Annotated in this window: 8 protein-coding genes; 5 read left to right on the top strand and 3 right to left on the bottom strand. The window is 70.3% G+C overall.

Annotated features, from left to right (window positions below; translation table 11 throughout):
* Positions 1–106: 106 nt before the first annotated feature.
* Both VGF64_16255 and VGF64_16260 read right to left on the bottom strand, forming a co-directional pair.
* Positions 107–2,137, bottom strand: coding sequence for a hypothetical protein (locus VGF64_16255; protein HEY1636312.1), 2,031 nt, complete (start codon positions 2,135–2,137; stop codon positions 107–109).
* A gap of 24 nt (positions 2,138–2,161) precedes the next feature.
* Positions 2,162–3,544, bottom strand: a complete 1,383-nt coding sequence (locus VGF64_16260; protein ID HEY1636313.1) for a glycosyltransferase family 39 protein — start codon at positions 3,542–3,544, stop codon at positions 2,162–2,164.
* Between the two features lie 231 nt (positions 3,545–3,775).
* Here VGF64_16260 and VGF64_16265 point away from each other — a divergent pair, with 231 nt between their 5' ends.
* The 4 genes from VGF64_16265 to VGF64_16280 all read left to right on the top strand — a co-directional run bounded on the left by VGF64_16265 (position 3,776) and on the right by VGF64_16280 (position 14,030).
* The gene (locus tag VGF64_16265; GenBank protein HEY1636314.1) at positions 3,776–6,475 is read left to right on the top strand and encodes an acyltransferase family protein; all 2,700 of its coding nucleotides are present in this window, start codon (positions 3,776–3,778) and stop codon (positions 6,473–6,475) included.
* A 204-nt stretch (positions 6,476–6,679) separates the two neighbouring features.
* Complete coding sequence (locus VGF64_16270; GenBank protein ID HEY1636315.1) at positions 6,680–8,143, top strand: hypothetical protein; 1,464 nt, start codon at positions 6,680–6,682, stop codon at positions 8,141–8,143.
* Positions 8,144–8,205: 62 nt separating this feature from the next.
* Positions 8,206–9,459: a glycosyltransferase family 4 protein gene (locus tag VGF64_16275; protein ID HEY1636316.1), complete on the top strand. Its 1,254-nt coding sequence runs from the start codon at positions 8,206–8,208 to the stop codon at positions 9,457–9,459.
* Positions 9,456–14,030, top strand: a complete 4,575-nt coding sequence (locus tag VGF64_16280) for an alpha-(1->3)-arabinofuranosyltransferase family protein (protein HEY1636317.1) — start codon at positions 9,456–9,458, stop codon at positions 14,028–14,030. The genes VGF64_16275 and VGF64_16280 overlap by 4 nt, the downstream gene beginning before the upstream one ends.
* Before the next feature lie 17 nt (positions 14,031–14,047).
* Here VGF64_16280 and VGF64_16285 read toward each other — a convergent pair whose 3' ends face one another.
* Positions 14,048–14,926 carry a sulfurtransferase gene (locus VGF64_16285; protein ID HEY1636318.1) on the bottom strand — a complete coding sequence of 293 codons (879 nt, stop codon included), beginning with the start codon at positions 14,924–14,926 and terminating at the stop codon, positions 14,048–14,050.
* A 95-nt stretch (positions 14,927–15,021) separates the two neighbouring features.
* Here VGF64_16285 and VGF64_16290 point away from each other — a divergent pair.
* The coding region (locus tag VGF64_16290; GenBank protein HEY1636319.1) for a SufE family protein at positions 15,022–15,386 on the top strand (365 nt) is incomplete at its 3' end.

Raw genomic sequence — 15,386 nt, forward strand, 5'->3', positions numbered from 1 at the left:
GGCGTCCGGTGCGCCTGCCGAGATCGGGAACCCGCATGGCGGGATGGCTGACGCCCGGTCTGCGTAGTGACGAGGCCGCCTTCCTCGGTCGCTCCGACACCGCCAGTCATTGCGCGGAGGCCGCGATGATGCAGTCCGGTACGTCTTGCCGGGCCCCGGCCGGGATCAACCCGCCTGTCGTGCACCGCGTGAACGCCAGCGGAGTCACCGCTAGCTGCGGAGCAGGGGACTGGACGCCGGCCCACACCCAGGCGTCGTCGCGGAGCTCGGGCCTTCGACCGATGGCGGCGGTGAACAGACCGAGCGCCGTCTCGGGGCTAGTTCCCTGGTCGTAGCGAGGCAACCCCGACGGATCGGGGACGACCACCATCGTCACCCCCCAACCAGCGAGGGCTCGTCGCACTGCGTCGACGTTGCTGGTTGTCCCCGAGGGTGGTCCTGACAGCGAGAGGGATGCGGCGCTGAGCACCTCGAGGCCGGGGCGCTCGGCGCCGGCACGGGCTGGTATGCCGGCGGGTCCGCCACCGCCAACCATGGCGAAGTGTAGCGAGTCGACCGCCTGCCAGGCCATCGGCGCCTGGACGCCTGAGAACGGGGCCGGGTACGCCAACACGACCTGGCCAGGGGGGAGACGCGGGGCGGCGTCGGCAAACCAACGAGGGAGTCTGATTGGCTGGACCGTGAGCGGGACCTTGCCGACGACAGCTGTACCGATAGGCACCGTCCCCACGGCAGCCACACCGAGAGCGGCCAGCGAGGCGAGAACGCCAGTCAGAGCAGGGCCGCGGCGGGCCCAACGGCGGCCGGCGATCCGTGGCAGCAGCTCGGCGGCAGAGCCACGTGCTCGGTCAACGATGATGGCGAGCATCACGGCGGCGCACAGCGTGGTGACGGCGACGAAGCGTCCGGGAAGGATGTTCTGGACCAGCGGGACCTGGGCGAGGAGCCGCCAGGGCACCCAGTAGCGGCTCTCCACCCCGAGCGATAGCAGGACACTGATCACCCCGAGCCCACCGAACAACCACAGGCGCCGATCGCGCCACCAGACGACGAGACCAGCAGCGAGCACGACAAGCAGACCGAGCCCGAGGTACTCGTACGACGGCAGCGCCGGACCCAAGTACCCGCCGAGCAGTTGGGACACGCGCCGGTCGGAGGTCGAGAAACCCAGGTGCCAGAGGCCACTGGGTGTGATGCCGCCGCTGCCGGCAGTCAGCGTCGGCCACACCCGCCCGGACAGGTGAGCTGAACCAGCTAAGGCGAACCACAGCGGGTAGGCGAGGAGTACCAGGGCAACGACGGCCCCGATTCCGAGGCCGCGAGCAGCATGGGGAAGGCGACCGATCAGATCCTGCCGGTCGGTGAGCAAGGCGTTCGTCCCGAGCATCACCAGCGCCGCGACAGCGGAGATGGCCATGATGACCACCATCTCGCTGCTCACGAAGAACTCCACCGTCACGAGGAGCCCCAGGGCCGCGCCAACCAACGCGGGCTGGCGCCGCTGGCGCACGAGCAGCTCGTCGAGGCAAGCGACCACGAGAGGCAGGAGCACCAGGAAGCCGAGCATGATGTGCGCAGTGGCTACCGCTGTCAGCACGAATGGGGAGAACCCGTAGACCAGGCCACCGACGAAGGCGGCCGGCGTCCAGGACACCCAGCGGCGCAACAGCCAGAACATCGCCAGGGCCGACAGGGCCGGCGCCAACGTCAAGGCCACGTTCAGCGTGGCGACCGGCCCGAACAGCAGCGTCACCGGGACAAGCGGAACGCCAATGGCGAGGGTGCTCACGTTCGAGAGCATGTTCACCCCGCTGGGATGGAACAGCAGCGTCGAGTAGAACAAGTTGTGACCATGTGAGAGCGCGTTGGCGGGCCAGGCCAGGAACCAGGTGACGAAGGCAGCATCGCCACATCCGCAGGTCGCCACCCCGGTCGGGTGTGTCGACCAGACGTGCCACCACAGTCCGACCGACACCAGCAGGTACGGCGCGAAGGCCACTGCGAGCGCCACCAGGGACCGACGACTGAGCGCTCGACGAGAGCGGGAACCCTCCGAGATCGAGGATTGTCGACGTGTTGTCGATGACCCGGTGAAGGTGCTCTTCTCGGTCGCCTCGACTCCGTCTGCCACAGGCAAGTCTGTCATGCTCCCCGCTGACGGCTATCCAGGGCTGCCGGGCGCCCACTGCTGCGGCAGCGCAAGAGGGGAACGCGGGGCCGGGGATGAGGGACCGGCCCCGGCCTCGGCCGTCTCGGGCTCGATCGGCGGTTCCCGCCGTCGCCGTCGCCACCAGTCGAACGCCGCGGCCAACGCGACCGATGTCAGCACGACGAGGACCGGCTCCGCTTCGACGCGGAAACGGACCTGTCCGTAGGACACCACAGCGCTCAGCGTCACGATGATCGGCGGCACGAGAAGCGGCCAGACCGGAGTGCGACGCCGCCACAGCACCGCGGTGCCGCCGATGGCCAGAGCGAGCATTGGGTAGTAGAAGGCGAATCCCAGCTCAGTGACCCAGCGGGGACGGCCCTCGGTCTCATTGAGCGCGTCTTGGGGACGGAAGACGCTCCAGTCGCGTCCCACGCGTGCCGCGAGGACAACGGGCAGGCGCTGCAGGTGGCCGCGCATGTAGGCGAACGCTTTGTCGCGATAGGCCCTGGCCGCCACCGAATCGTCGCCGGAAGGTGGGTTGGCCGGAAGGCACTGCCCGGGAGTGAGGGTGGTCCCACCGATCAGGTTGCCGTAGTACGCGACATCGCAATTCGAGCCGGCCAAGGCGATCCCGTCGTTCGTCGACACGAAGGTCGCATCTTGAAATCGGGCCAGGTCGTAGCCGAACCATGGTGCGATCACCAGCCCCGACACCGCCACCACCGTGCCCGCCGTCGCCAGGCCGGACCGCCAGGAGGTCCGGCGTCTCCACAGGAGGAACCACACGGCGAGCAGAGGAGCGAGCAGCACCACCTCGGCTCGGGCGAGAGTCGCCAGCCCACACACCGCGCCGAGTCCGGCTGCGGTCAGCAGGCGTGGCCGCCGCACCAATTTGTAAGTCAACAGGAGGGCGCCCGCGACGGTCAACGCTGTCAAGGTCTCGGACATGATGAGCCCGTCGTTCACCCACAGGAACGGGTACGCGGCGGCGATGCCCGCAGCGAGCAGTCCCGCCCCGTCGCCCGCGATCTCCCGGGCCAGGAGGCCCACGAGCACCACGGTGACCCCGCCGAGCACGACCATGGTGAAGCGCATGGCGAGCGGGTTGCCGTTGGTCGCCCACGCCACGGGGGTGAGCACGAGCGCAGTGAGCGGCGGATGCTGGGCTGACGGCATGGCGGGAGCAAGCGGATGGGTTATCGGAAGGAACGGATCGGTGAAGCCGCCCCCGAAGGCCACTCGGTCGGCCTCGAGCTGGTAGTAGGCAGCGTCGTAGAAGTGCCGGTCGTAACGGGTGACTCCCAGCACGAAGGTCGCGCGGATTGCCAAGGCCGCAGCAACGATGAGAAACAGCGTCACGATGAAGCGCCGGCGGCCAGAGACAAGCGCCACGAGCCGGCAGCCTAGGGGCTCGGGCCGCTCCAGCGCGTTGCACCGCACGGTCAGGCCGGCCGCCACGGTGCGAAGCTTCCCGCGCTCCAGGGGTTACCCTGACTCGTCATCACGTCATCCACGCCCATTCATCAGCTGACGTTCCCTGGGGGGTTCGACGGACTGGCCGAAGCTCATGCATGGCATTCCAGCACTCGTACACTGCGGCCCTGCAGGGCCTAGCCGGCCGGCATGACGATCACCGGCGAGCGACCCCTGGCCTTGCCGCGACGGCGGCGGGCCGCCGGCGCCCCAGCGAAGGCCGCCGCCCCCCAGCGGCACATGCCCGCCCTGGACGGGCTGCGGGCCTTCGCCGTGACGGCGGTGATCGCCTACCACCTCAACCTCACGCACGCGGGAGGCGGCTACCTCGGGGTCGACGTCTTCTTCGTGCTGTCCGGCTTCCTCATCACCGGGATCCTGGTCGAGGAGCGAGCCCGCACCGGCCGGATCGTCCTGAAGGCGTTCTGGGCTCGGCGAGCCCGACGGCTCCTCCCGGCCCTGCTGCTGATGCTGTCCGCTTTGGCCCTGTATGCCGGACTAGGCAGCCCGGGTCTGGACCGGTCGACCTTGCGGCCCGACGCCCTGTCGACCCTCTTCTATGGGGCCAACTGGCATCTGATCTTCACCCACAGCTCGTACTTCGCCCAGTTCTCGGCTCCCTCACCGCTCCTGCACACCTGGTCCCTCGCCATCGAAGAGCAGTTCTACCTCTTGTGGCCGCTCATCCTGCTTCTTCTGCTCCGAGCAACCCGGGGTTCGCGTCGCCTGCTGACCGGCGCCATCCTGGCCCTCGCCGCCGGCTCGGCCGCCTTGATGGGGCTGCTGTACCACCCTGGCGTCGATCCGAGCCGCATCTACTACGGCACCGACACGAGGGCTTTCGAGCTGCTCATCGGGGCCGCCCTCGCCGTTGTCATGGCCGGGCGATCGCGTCCGTCCCGAGCCCCTCGGCGGGCGTTGCACACCGCCGGGTTGGTCGCCATCGGAGCCGTCGCCGCAGCCTGCGCGACCGCGTCGCCGCAGGGCTGGATCTGGCGGGGCGGACTCGTCGGCGTCGGCGTCCTCACCGCGGTGGTCATCGCAAGTATCAGCCTTACGCGGTCCGGCCCGCTCGGGGCCGTCCTGTCGCTGGCACCGATCCGGTGGATCGGGATCATCTCCTATGGGCTGTACCTGTGGCACTGGCCGGTCATCGTGCTCATGACCCGCACCAAGACCGGGATCTCGGGTTGGCCCCTCAGGGGAGCACAGATCGGAACCATGCTGGCGCTGGCCACCGCCAGCTATCTCCTCGTCGAGCGACCCATCCGGCGGGCCCGGTGGGCGGGCTGGAGACCCTGGTTGACGGCCCCCGCCGCTGTCACGGCGACGGCCGCTGCGTTGGTGGCCGCCACGGCCGTTCCGAGCACCGTGGCGGCGGCCGTCGCCCCTCCGGTGACCAGCTCCAGGCCTGCCCTTGCGGCGGCCACGCCGACCGCCTCGACCAGCGTGATGGTGGTGGGCGGCAGCACGGCCCTCAGCTTGGCCTCCGGCATGGAGGACGCCGCCGGCGCGCACGGGCTGGCTGTCCACAATGCAGCCGGTCCCGGCTGCAGCATGGCCGAGGGGTCGACGGCCGACGATCTCGACGGGATCACCCGTCCGACGACCGAGTCACCGGCCTGCCGGTGGCGCGCGGCCTGGCCGCGCCAGCTCCAGCAATGGAAGCCGACGGTCGCCTACGTCGCCTTCGGCGCCGAAGACACCGCCGACCACCTCATCGACGGCCGCTGGATGACAGTGGGAACACCCGAGTGGCAGGCCTACTACCAGGGCGAGCTGGCGCAAGTGGCCGCGCTCCTCGGCTCCGGGGGAGCTCGCGTCGTGATCGCGACCGTGCCTCAGTACTCCCAGCCGTCGACAGCGGGGAAGCGCTCTCCCACCTTCGCCGATCCGGTCCGTCTCGCAGCGTTGAACGCGGTCTACCGCTCATTCGCCGACGCGCATCCCGAGGTGACGCTCTATGACATGGCGTCCCAGGTCGCGCCAGGAGACCTCGGCGACGGGCCAAATCTCAGCCGTCCGGTCGCCGACCGGGTGGCCGACAACGTCGACGCCTCGCTCTCGATGATCGCCAATCCGACGATCCACCTCCCACCGGGGAGGATCCTGTCGCCGGCCGACCCGCTCCGGGTCATGATCGTCGGCGACAGCGTCATGATGGATGCCGCTCCTGGTCTCGAGGCGGCCCTCGAGGCGACGGGCGTGGTGAAAGTGGTGGCGAACGACCCCAAGAAGTGGTGGGGACTGACGAACAACTCGGGCTGGAAGAGCGCCTGGCCCCAGCTGATCCGCGAGGATCGCCCGGAGCTCGTCATCGGCTCATGGAGCTGGGACAACGGTGCCGCGGAGGCGGACCCCGCCGCCTACAGCCGGACGGTCGGGCAGGCGATGGGCATGCTGCTCGCTCCGGGGGACGGCGTCGACGGCGTCGCCATCATGGAGTTCCCCCCCTACGGACCACCCGCCTCCGTCGTCGATCCGGCCAAGGCGCAGCAGGCCCTCGCCGGCCTGGAGCGGGGCCGCACCGCCTGGGACTCGTTGATGGCCTCGGTCGCCCCGCGATGGCCGGGTCAGTACATGTTTCTTCCGGTCGCCAGCTCGCTCGAGGTGAACGGCCAGTACTCGACCTGGTTGCCAGGGCCCGGGGGGGTCTTGTCGAGGGCCCGGAAGACTGACGACTTCCACCTCTGCCCGACCGGAGCGGCGGCGCTGGGCCAGGCGACGCTGACCCAGCTCACGCCCGTGCTCGATCTGCCTCCTCCAGCGGCCAGTTGGTGGTCGGGCTCGTGGACGAAGAACTCGACGTACAACGACCCTTCCGGGAGCTGTCCCGACGACCACCCCTGAGCGTGTCCTCGCGCCGGCCCACGGCGAGGGCCACCCGTCGACCGTCCGCCCCCGGTAGCTCGTTAGCATGACTTGGATGGCGTGGCAGAAGGGGGAGCAGGGCGGGCCCGCGACCGGAGCGCTGCACAGCGGCGCGACTGAGGTTCCCCTCTGATGGCCGGCTCGACCACCGCTGCCCCGAGCGGCGCGACGAGGAGGGCACGCGTGAGTGCCCGTCCGTCCGTCGTGGCCCTGCGCCGAGCCGGCCCCCTGGCCTTCGCCGGCGTGGCTGCCAACGCCGCCAATGTCATCGTCACCGTCACGATCGCCCACCTGCTCAGCTCCCGCGACTACGGATCGCTGGGACAGCTGCTGGTCCTGTTCCTCGTGCTCTCGATGCCAGGATCGGCCCTGCTCGTGGCCGTCGTGCGGCGGGTCACGGCCTGGTCGATGGCAGGTCAGGCCGATCGGATCAAGCCCTGGGCGTCCAGCGTGCGCCGCTGGGGGTTCCTGGGCCTGGCCCTCCTGGCCCTGGTGGCGTGGCTGAGCCGTTCGTGGCTCGCGACCGCGCTCTCGCTGCCTGGCCCCGACGGGGTGGCGGAGTTCCTGATCGCCGGGGGGGCGTGGGGACTCCTCTCGTTCGAACGAGGGCTCATCCAGGCCGACCGCAACTACACCGGCCTGGCGTGGAACCTGTGCGTCGAGGCCGGAGTCCGGACCACGCTGACGGTGGCCCTCATCGGCATCGGTCTCGGCGTGGAGGGGGCTGGACTGGCGCTGATGGCAGCCATGGGCGCCGCCATCGGCCATGCCCGTTGGGCCGAGGCGCGCGCCCGTCCCGCCGTTGCACCGCCGGCAACCGAGCAGGCCGAGGCCGGCCCGGGAGGCCGGCCCAATGGACAGGTGCCGGCGCGAAGCGCCCAGGCCGGCCCGGGAGGCCGGCACGAAGGCGACCCTGAAGAGGTCGAGCCCGAGGTCGGGCCCTCCCCCGTGCTGCCCATCGAGGAGGCAGACGCCGAAGGCCTACCGACCACGGCGGCTGCGGCAGTCGACGACGCGGGCCGGGGGCGGCTCCTTGCCGTGGACCTCGTCGCCGCCCTCGGGGCCTTGTTCTTCCTCGCCGCCCTCCAGGGCCTCGACGTCGAGATCGTGGGCCGGGAGTCGCCCGGCTCGGTCGGCTCGTACAACGCCATCTCGGTGGCATCCAAGGCCGTGGTCTTCCTCGCCATCGTGCTCAGCGGCTATCTGCTGCCCGAGGCGGTGGTGCGCTGGCGCCGGGGCGGCCACGCCCTCAGCCAGCTCGGCGTGGCACTCGTTCTCGTGGCGGTACCGGTTCTCGTGCTCACCACGTTGGCCGCCGCCGCGCCCGACGAGATGCTGCGAATCCTCTTCGGGCCGGACAAGGTGCGGGCAGCCTCCGCCTTCGCCACCCTCGCCCTGGCCATGGGATGCCTCGCCGCCAGCACGCTGTTCACCTACTACCTCCTGGGCATCGGACGCCGGTGGATCGTCGGTGTCCTGGCCGTGGCGACCTTGGTCACCATCCTGCTGGTCAACGCCGCCCACGGGCACGCCCTTTCGACTGCGCGGGCCGAGCTGGCCTGCCAGGGCGCGCTCGCCCTCATCCTCGGGATCCTGGTCGTATCGGCTCCCAGGAGCATCCGATCCGGTAGCCTGACTCGTTCGTGATACGGCCGCGTGCCAACGGGCATAACCCGGTCACCAGACGTTGACGAGGAGCGCGAGGCAGGATGCATTCTGAGGCGGGCTCGGCCACGCCTGGGCCCGGCTCCCGACGAGACGTCGAGGCCGGTTCACGAGCCGACGCTCCCGGTCGCCCGGGGGGCACGTCTCCCGAGGGCGATATCGCCGCCATCGCCCACCGGGCCGGCCTGCACCGCATCCACATCCTCGCCTGGCGGGACCTCGACGATCCTGAGGCGGGCGGCTCGGAGCTGCACGCCTCGACGATCGCCCGGCTGTGGGCGCAGGCCGGCCTCGACGTCACCATGCGGAGCTCGGCCGCTGCCGGCCACCCCGCGTACGCCCAGCGCGACGGTTACCGGGTGGTCCGCAAGTCGGGGCGTTACGGCGTCTTCCCCCGCACCGCCCTCAGCGGGCTGGTGGGGCGGACCGGCCAACGCGACGCGCTGGTCGAGGTTTGGAACGGCATGCCCTTCTTCTCTCCCGCCTGGGCCCGTTGCCCGCGCGTGGTGTTCCTCCACCACGTGCACGCCGAGATGTGGCGCATGGTGCTCAAGCCGGAGATCCTGGCCCGCCTCGGTGAGATGCTCGAGTTCAGCGCCGCTCCGCCGGTCTACCGCCGCAGCCGCATCGTCACACTGTCGTCGTCGTCGAAGCAGGAGATCGTCGAGATGCTCCGGCTCCCCGAACGCAACATCTCGGTCGTCCCCCCGGGCGTCGATCGTCGCTTCACCCCTGGGGGGGCCCGTTCACCGCGACCGCTTGTCGTCGCCGCTGGACGGCTGGTGCCGGTCAAGCGCTTCGAGCTGCTCATCGACGCGCTCGTGGAGCTGCGAGAACGCCATCCCGGCCTCGAAGCCGTGATCGTCGGCGAAGGCTACGAACGACCCGCCCTGGAAGCTCGCATCCGCGCTGCTGGAGCGGCCGGGTGGTTGACCCTGCCCGGGCACCTCAGCGACGACGACCTCCTGTCGTTGTACCGGAGGGCGTGGGTCCTGGCCAGCACCTCCTTGCGCGAGGGATGGGGCATGACCGTCACCGAGGCCGCCGCCTGCGGGACGCCTGCCGTGGTCAGCCGCATCGCCGGTCATCTGGACGCGGTGGACCACGGCGCCAGCGGCTTTCTCGCCGATGGGCCCGAGCTGGCCGAGCACCTGGACCTCGTGCTGCGAGACGGGGCGCTGCGCCGGCGGCTGGGGAAGGGCGCGCTGGAGCTCGCCTCCCGGTACACGTGGGAGGCCACCGCCCGGGGCACCCTCGAGGCGCTCGCCTCGACTGCCGCGGCGCGCCCGCACCCATGAGCATCCTGCGTACGGCGCCCGCTCGCCGGGCCGCCCGATCCGAGGCCCAGCCGAGGCCGGGTCGGGGCGCGGATGTCCGGCGCTGGGGCGTACCGCTGCTGCTGGCGGCGGTGGCCTACATCCCGCTGCTCGCCACCAAGCCGGGCATGGTCGAGGCCGACACCAAGCAGTACCTCTACATCAACCCGGGAAAACTGCTGGCCGGCGCGTCGACCCTCTGGGACCCCAACGTGGGCATGGGGACCGTCACGCACCAGAACATCGGCTACCTGTTCCCGATGGGTCCCTTCTTCTGGGTGTTCAACGCCATAGGGGTGCCGGTGTGGGTGGCGCAGCGGCTGTGGATCGGGTCACTGCTCTTCGCTGCCGGTATGGGGATGCTCTTTCTGGTGCGCACCCTGGCCGCCGACGGGACCGCCCGCCACGCCGGTGCTGCGGTCGGCGACGGCACGTGGCGATCGACGGTGACCATCGGCTCGGGCTGGAGGACCCCGGCGGTCACGGTCGCGGCGCTGGCCTTCATGCTGAGCCCCTACGTGCTCCAGTACGAAGCGCGCATCTCCGCCTTGCTGATGCCGTGGGCCGCCCTCCCCTGGCTGGTCGCCTTCGTGGCCCGAGCGCTCAGAGTCGGCGGCTGGCGCTACCCGGCGCTGTTCGCCCTCGTCACGGCCATCACCGGAGCCGTCAACGCCACCAGCATCGTGTACGTCCTCATCGCCCCCCTCTTGTGGTTTCCCTACGCCGTCTGGATCCTTCGCGAGGTCACGCTCCGGCGCGCCCTCGTCATCCTGGTCCGCATGGGCGTCCTCACCGCCCTGCTGTCGCTCTGGTGGCTGGCCGGCCTCGCCACGCAAGCCGGCTACGGCCTCGACGTCCTGCGCTACAGCGAGACCGTGCAGGCGGTGGCGTCGGCCTCCCTCAGCTACGACATCCTGCGCGGCTTCGGGTTCTGGTACTTCTACGGCCAGGACGGCATCGGCCCGTGGATACAGGCCTCGGTCGACTTCACCCGCTGGCCGTGGTTGCTGCTCGTCAGCTACGCCGTGCCGGCCGCGGCGTTCCTCGCCGCCGTCGTGATCCGGTGGCGGCACCGCCTCTACTTCATCGCCTTGATCGGCATCGCCGTCGCCATTGCTGTGGGCGTCCACCCCTACGACCACCCCGCCGCACCTCTCGGATCGCTGCTGAAGTCTTTCGCCACCGGTTCGACAGCTGGGCTCGCGCTGCGCAACGTGGCCCGAGCCATCCCGCTCCTCGCCCTCGGCTTCGCCATGCTGCTGGCGGCGGGCGTCGAGGCCCTGTCGGCGTGGTGGAGCCGGCTCGGTATCATCGCTGCCGTCGCCATCGGCGGACTCGTCGCGGCCGACATTGCGCCGCTGTGGGCCGGCCAGTTCGTCGACGCCAACCTCTCTCGTCCCAGCCAGCTACCGAGCTACTACCAGGCTGCGGCCAACTACATGGACGCACAGGGGAACGCCACCCGTGTGATGGCGCTGCCCGGCATCGACTTCGCCTCCTACCGGTGGGGCAACAACCTCGTCGATCCCGTCGAGCCGGGCATCATGTCCCGCCCCTTCGTGGCGCGCGAGCAGGTCCCGTGGGGATCACCGCCATCCGCCGATCTGCTGGTGGCCCTCGACGACCGCCTACAGCAGGGCACGTTCGACCCCGCGTCCCTCGCTCCGCTCGCCCGTCTCATGGGTATCGGTGACGTCGAGCTGCGTTCCGATCTGCAGTACGAGCGCTACCTGACCGCCAGGACGCTGCCCACCGCGGCCCAGTTCAACCCGCCGCCGCCCGGCCTGAGCCAGCCGGTGGGCTTCGGTCCACCGGCGAGCCTGCACACCTCGGTCCCGCTCGTCGACGAGCAGACCCTGGGGCCCTCGGCCACCACGCCGGACCCGGCGGACCTCGAGGTCTACGGGGTCACCGACCCCCGGTCGATCCTGCGAGCCGAGCCGGCCCAGGAGCCGCTGGTCGTCGCCGGCAACGGCGACGCGCTGGTCGACGGCGCGTCGGCCGGTCTGCTCAACAGTCAGCAGACGGTGCTGTACCAAGGTGATCTCGACACCAACACCGCCGCTGAGCGACAGGCCCTCGGCGCCGGCGCCGATCTCGTGCTCACCGACACCAACCGCCGCCGGGCCGAGCGTTGGGACACGATCACCCAGAACACCGGCTACACGGAGCAGGCCGGCGAGACGCCTCCGGTGCCCGATCCCAACAACAATCCCCTGCCGCTGTTCCCCGGGGCGACCGACGGCACCCGTACCGTCACCCAGCAAGGCGGTATCGCCTCGGTCCAAGCGTCCGGCTACGGCAACCCGGTCTCGTACACACCCGCCAACCGCCCCGACCTGGCCATGGACGGCGATCTCTCCACGGCTTGGGAGGTAGCCGCGTTCAGCAAGGTCGACGATCAGGGCCAGTACCTCCGGATCAACTCGACCCACCCGGTCACCACCGACCACGTCAACGTCGTGCAGCCCCAGACCGGGCCCCGCGACCGCTTCATCACCCGGGTCACCCTTCGCTTCGACCACGGACCGGACGTCTCGGCGCAGCTCGGGCCCAGCTCGCTCACACCGGGCGGGCAGACCATCACCTTCCCGACGCGCACGTTCGGCCGGGTCGACGTCGTCGTTGACACCACCAATTTCGGACTGCGTTCCAACTACAAGACGGCGAGTGGTGTCGGGTTCGCCGAGGTGCGCGTCGGCGGCGGACCCAACGGCGGTCCCATTCCGCCGGTCGACGAGGTGACCCGCCTTCCCACCGATCTCCTCTCCAAGGCGGGCACCGCGTCGATCGACCATCGCCTCGTCATCCTGATGACCCGGCTACGCGCCGATCCCTCCCAGCCGATCAAGTCTCCCCCGATAAACGCGGACGAGGAACGGTCGATGGCGCGCACGTTCTCGTTGCCGACGGCGAGGACCTTCTCGATGTCGGGCACGGCGCGCATCTCCGCCGACGCGCCCGATGACACCATCGACCGTCTGCTGGGACGGCCCACGTCGGGTCCGGGATCGGACATCGTCGTCACGTCGTCGAGCCGCCTGCCCGGTGACCTGTCGAACCGGGGCGAGAGCGCCTTCGACGGCGATCCCACGACCTTCTGGAGCCCGCAGTTCGGCGACCAGGTCGGCCAGTGGCTCCAGGTCCAGCAAGCCCAGCCCGCCACTTTCGATCACCTCAACCTGTCGGTGGTGGCCGATGGGCATCATTCGGTCCCGACCAGCCTCAGCATCCAGGCCGACGGGAAGCCTCCGGTCATCGCCGACGTGCCTCCGGTCGCCGACGTGGCCCGTACGAACGGCACCGTGCAAGTGCCCGTCAGCTTCCCGGCGGTGCAGGGCAGCACGATCCGAGTGACGATCGCCGGCGTCCGTCAGGAGAGCACGGTCGACTTCCTGAGCCAGCTCCCGAGCGTGCTGCCCGTCGGCATCGCCGAGCTCGGCATCCCCGGCGTGACCCTGCCGCCCGCCGGTCCGACGGTGCCGAACACCTGCCGGACCGATCTGATGACCGTGGACGGCAGCCCGGTGGGCCTGCGGGTCGTCGGCTCGACGGCTGCCGGCACGGCCCTCCAGGGCCTGCAGGTACAGCCCTGCGGGCCGGGATCGTCAGGGCTCTCGCTGGGTCCCGGCAACCATGTCATCCGCACGACCCAGGGCGCGGCCTCGGGCATCGACCTCGACCAGCTGGGGCTCGGGTCGGAGCGGGGCGGAGCCGCCCTGGCCACCGGGCCGACGGGCCAGGTGGTGCCGGCCACGACCATCGCCGCCTCGCCCGCACCGTCGGTGAAGGTGCTCAGCCAGGACCGGACCACGTCGAAGGTGGCCGTCGACGTCCCGGCGTCCAAGAGCCCGTTCTGGCTGGTTCTGGGGCAGAGCTTCAACAGCGGCTGGACCGCACAGGTGAACGGCGGCCCCTCGCTCGGGAGCCCGAGGTCGGTCGACGGCTACGCCAACGGGTGGCTGGTGGAGCCCAAGACGTCGGGCCAGATGCTCGTCACGCTTCACTGGAAGCCCCAGGACCGGGTGAACCTGGCGCTCTATCTGTCGGCCGTGGCCGGCCTCCTGTGCCTGCTCCTCATCTTCTGGCGTCCCCGGCGGCCTTCTGACGGTGACCGCCACCCGATCGATGCCACCACTTCGGCCGCGACGGAGCCGAGCGGTGGGGACGCACCGGTGCAGCCCCAGCTGGTCTCGCCGCTGCGGTCGACCGGGCGCCCGGTCTCCCTGCGAGCCGCCCTCGTGCTTACGCTTGCGTCCGCCGCGGTATCGGGCTTCGTCATCGGTCCGTGGGCGGCGCCGGTGGTCGGGCTGGCCGTCGCCGTTGTGGTGCTGCGTCCAACACTGCGCGCCCTGCTCACGATCGGCGCCGTAGGCCTGGTGGCGGTCACGGGGCTGTACGTCACCCAGCTCGAGGTGCGCCACAACTTCCCGTCCGGCGCCGACTGGCCGTCGAACTTCAGCGCCGTCACCTGGGTCGCCTGGTTGGCCGTGGCCCTGCTGGTGGCCGACGCGGTGATCGAGTACCTCAGATCGGTCCGGCGCCAGACCTGATCGCCGGCCCGTGCGAGCTATCGCTCGATCGGTGCCCGCACGAGGTTGCCCCACTCGGTCCACGAGCCGTCGTAGTTCCGGATCCTGGGGTAGCCGAGGAGGTGGTGGAGGACGAACCACGTGTGGCTGGAGCGCTCTCCGATGCGGCAGTAGACGATCACGTCGTCAGCCTCGGAGAGCTTCTGCTCCTGGGCGTAGATCGCCCGCAGCTCGTCGGCCGACTTGAACGTGCCGTCGTCGTTGGCCGCCCGCTTCCACGGCACGCTGGCGGCACCGGGGATGTGACCGCCCCGCAGCGCACCCTCCTGGGGGTAATCGGGCATGTGGAGCAGTTCACCGCTGAACTCGCCCGGCGAGCGGACGTCGACGAGGCGACCCCGGCTCGCGAGATGCCGGCTGACGTCGTCCCGGAAGGCCCGGATCGGAGGATCCGCGCGCTGGACGGCGGGGTACTCGGCCGCGGGTCGGGTCGGCACATCCGTGACCAGCGGGCGGCCCTCCTCGATCCACTTCATCCGGCCCCCGTTGAGCAGCCTCACGTCGGGATGGTCGAAGAGTGTGAACACCCAGAGCGCATACGCCGCCCACCAGTTGAAGTTGTCGCCGTAGAACACCACCGTGTCGTCGCGGCCGATCCCCTTGGCCGACATCAGCTCGGCGAACCGCTCGCCGTCGACGTAGTCACGGGTCACCGGATCGTTGAGGTCGAGGTGCCAGTCGACCTTGATCGCTCCGGGGATGTGCCCGGTCTCGTAGAGCAGCACGTCCTCGTCCGACTCCACCACCACCAAGCCGGGATCCTCGAGGTGCTCGGCCAGCCACGACGTCGTCACGAGCATGTCGGGCCGGGCGTACTGGCCCAGCTCGGTCGCCGGATCCTGTTGGACAGTGGACATGGTGACCTCCTTCGTCGCCCTCCTGAAGGGCAGGTCAAACTCGACAGTAGTGGTCACGGACCCGACCACCTCCGGGCCCCGTAGAGTATGGGGACATGGCTTCCACGGCGACCTCGCCCCGCCTCCAGCACATCGTCGACCTGTTCGCGGGAGCCCCCAAGGAGCTCAGGCTCCAGGCGCTGCTCGAGTACTCCCGCAAGGTACCGCCCCTGCCTGCCGAGCTGGCCTCCAACCGCGAGGGCCTCGAGCAGGTGCCCGAGTGCCAGACGCCGTTCTTCCTCGCTGTCGAGGTCGGCGACGACGACCGCGTGTCGCTGCACTTCGACGTCCCCGACGAGGCTCCGACGACGCGGGGCTTCGCCGGCATCCTCCACAGCGGCCTCGACGGCGCCACCGCCGAGGAAGTGCTGGGCACGCCCAACGACTTCTACACCCGCATGGGGTTGTCCGAGGCCATCTC

This window comes from Acidimicrobiales bacterium (assembly GCA_036491125.1).
Taxonomy (GTDB): domain Bacteria; phylum Actinomycetota; class Acidimicrobiia; order Acidimicrobiales; family AC-9; genus AC-9.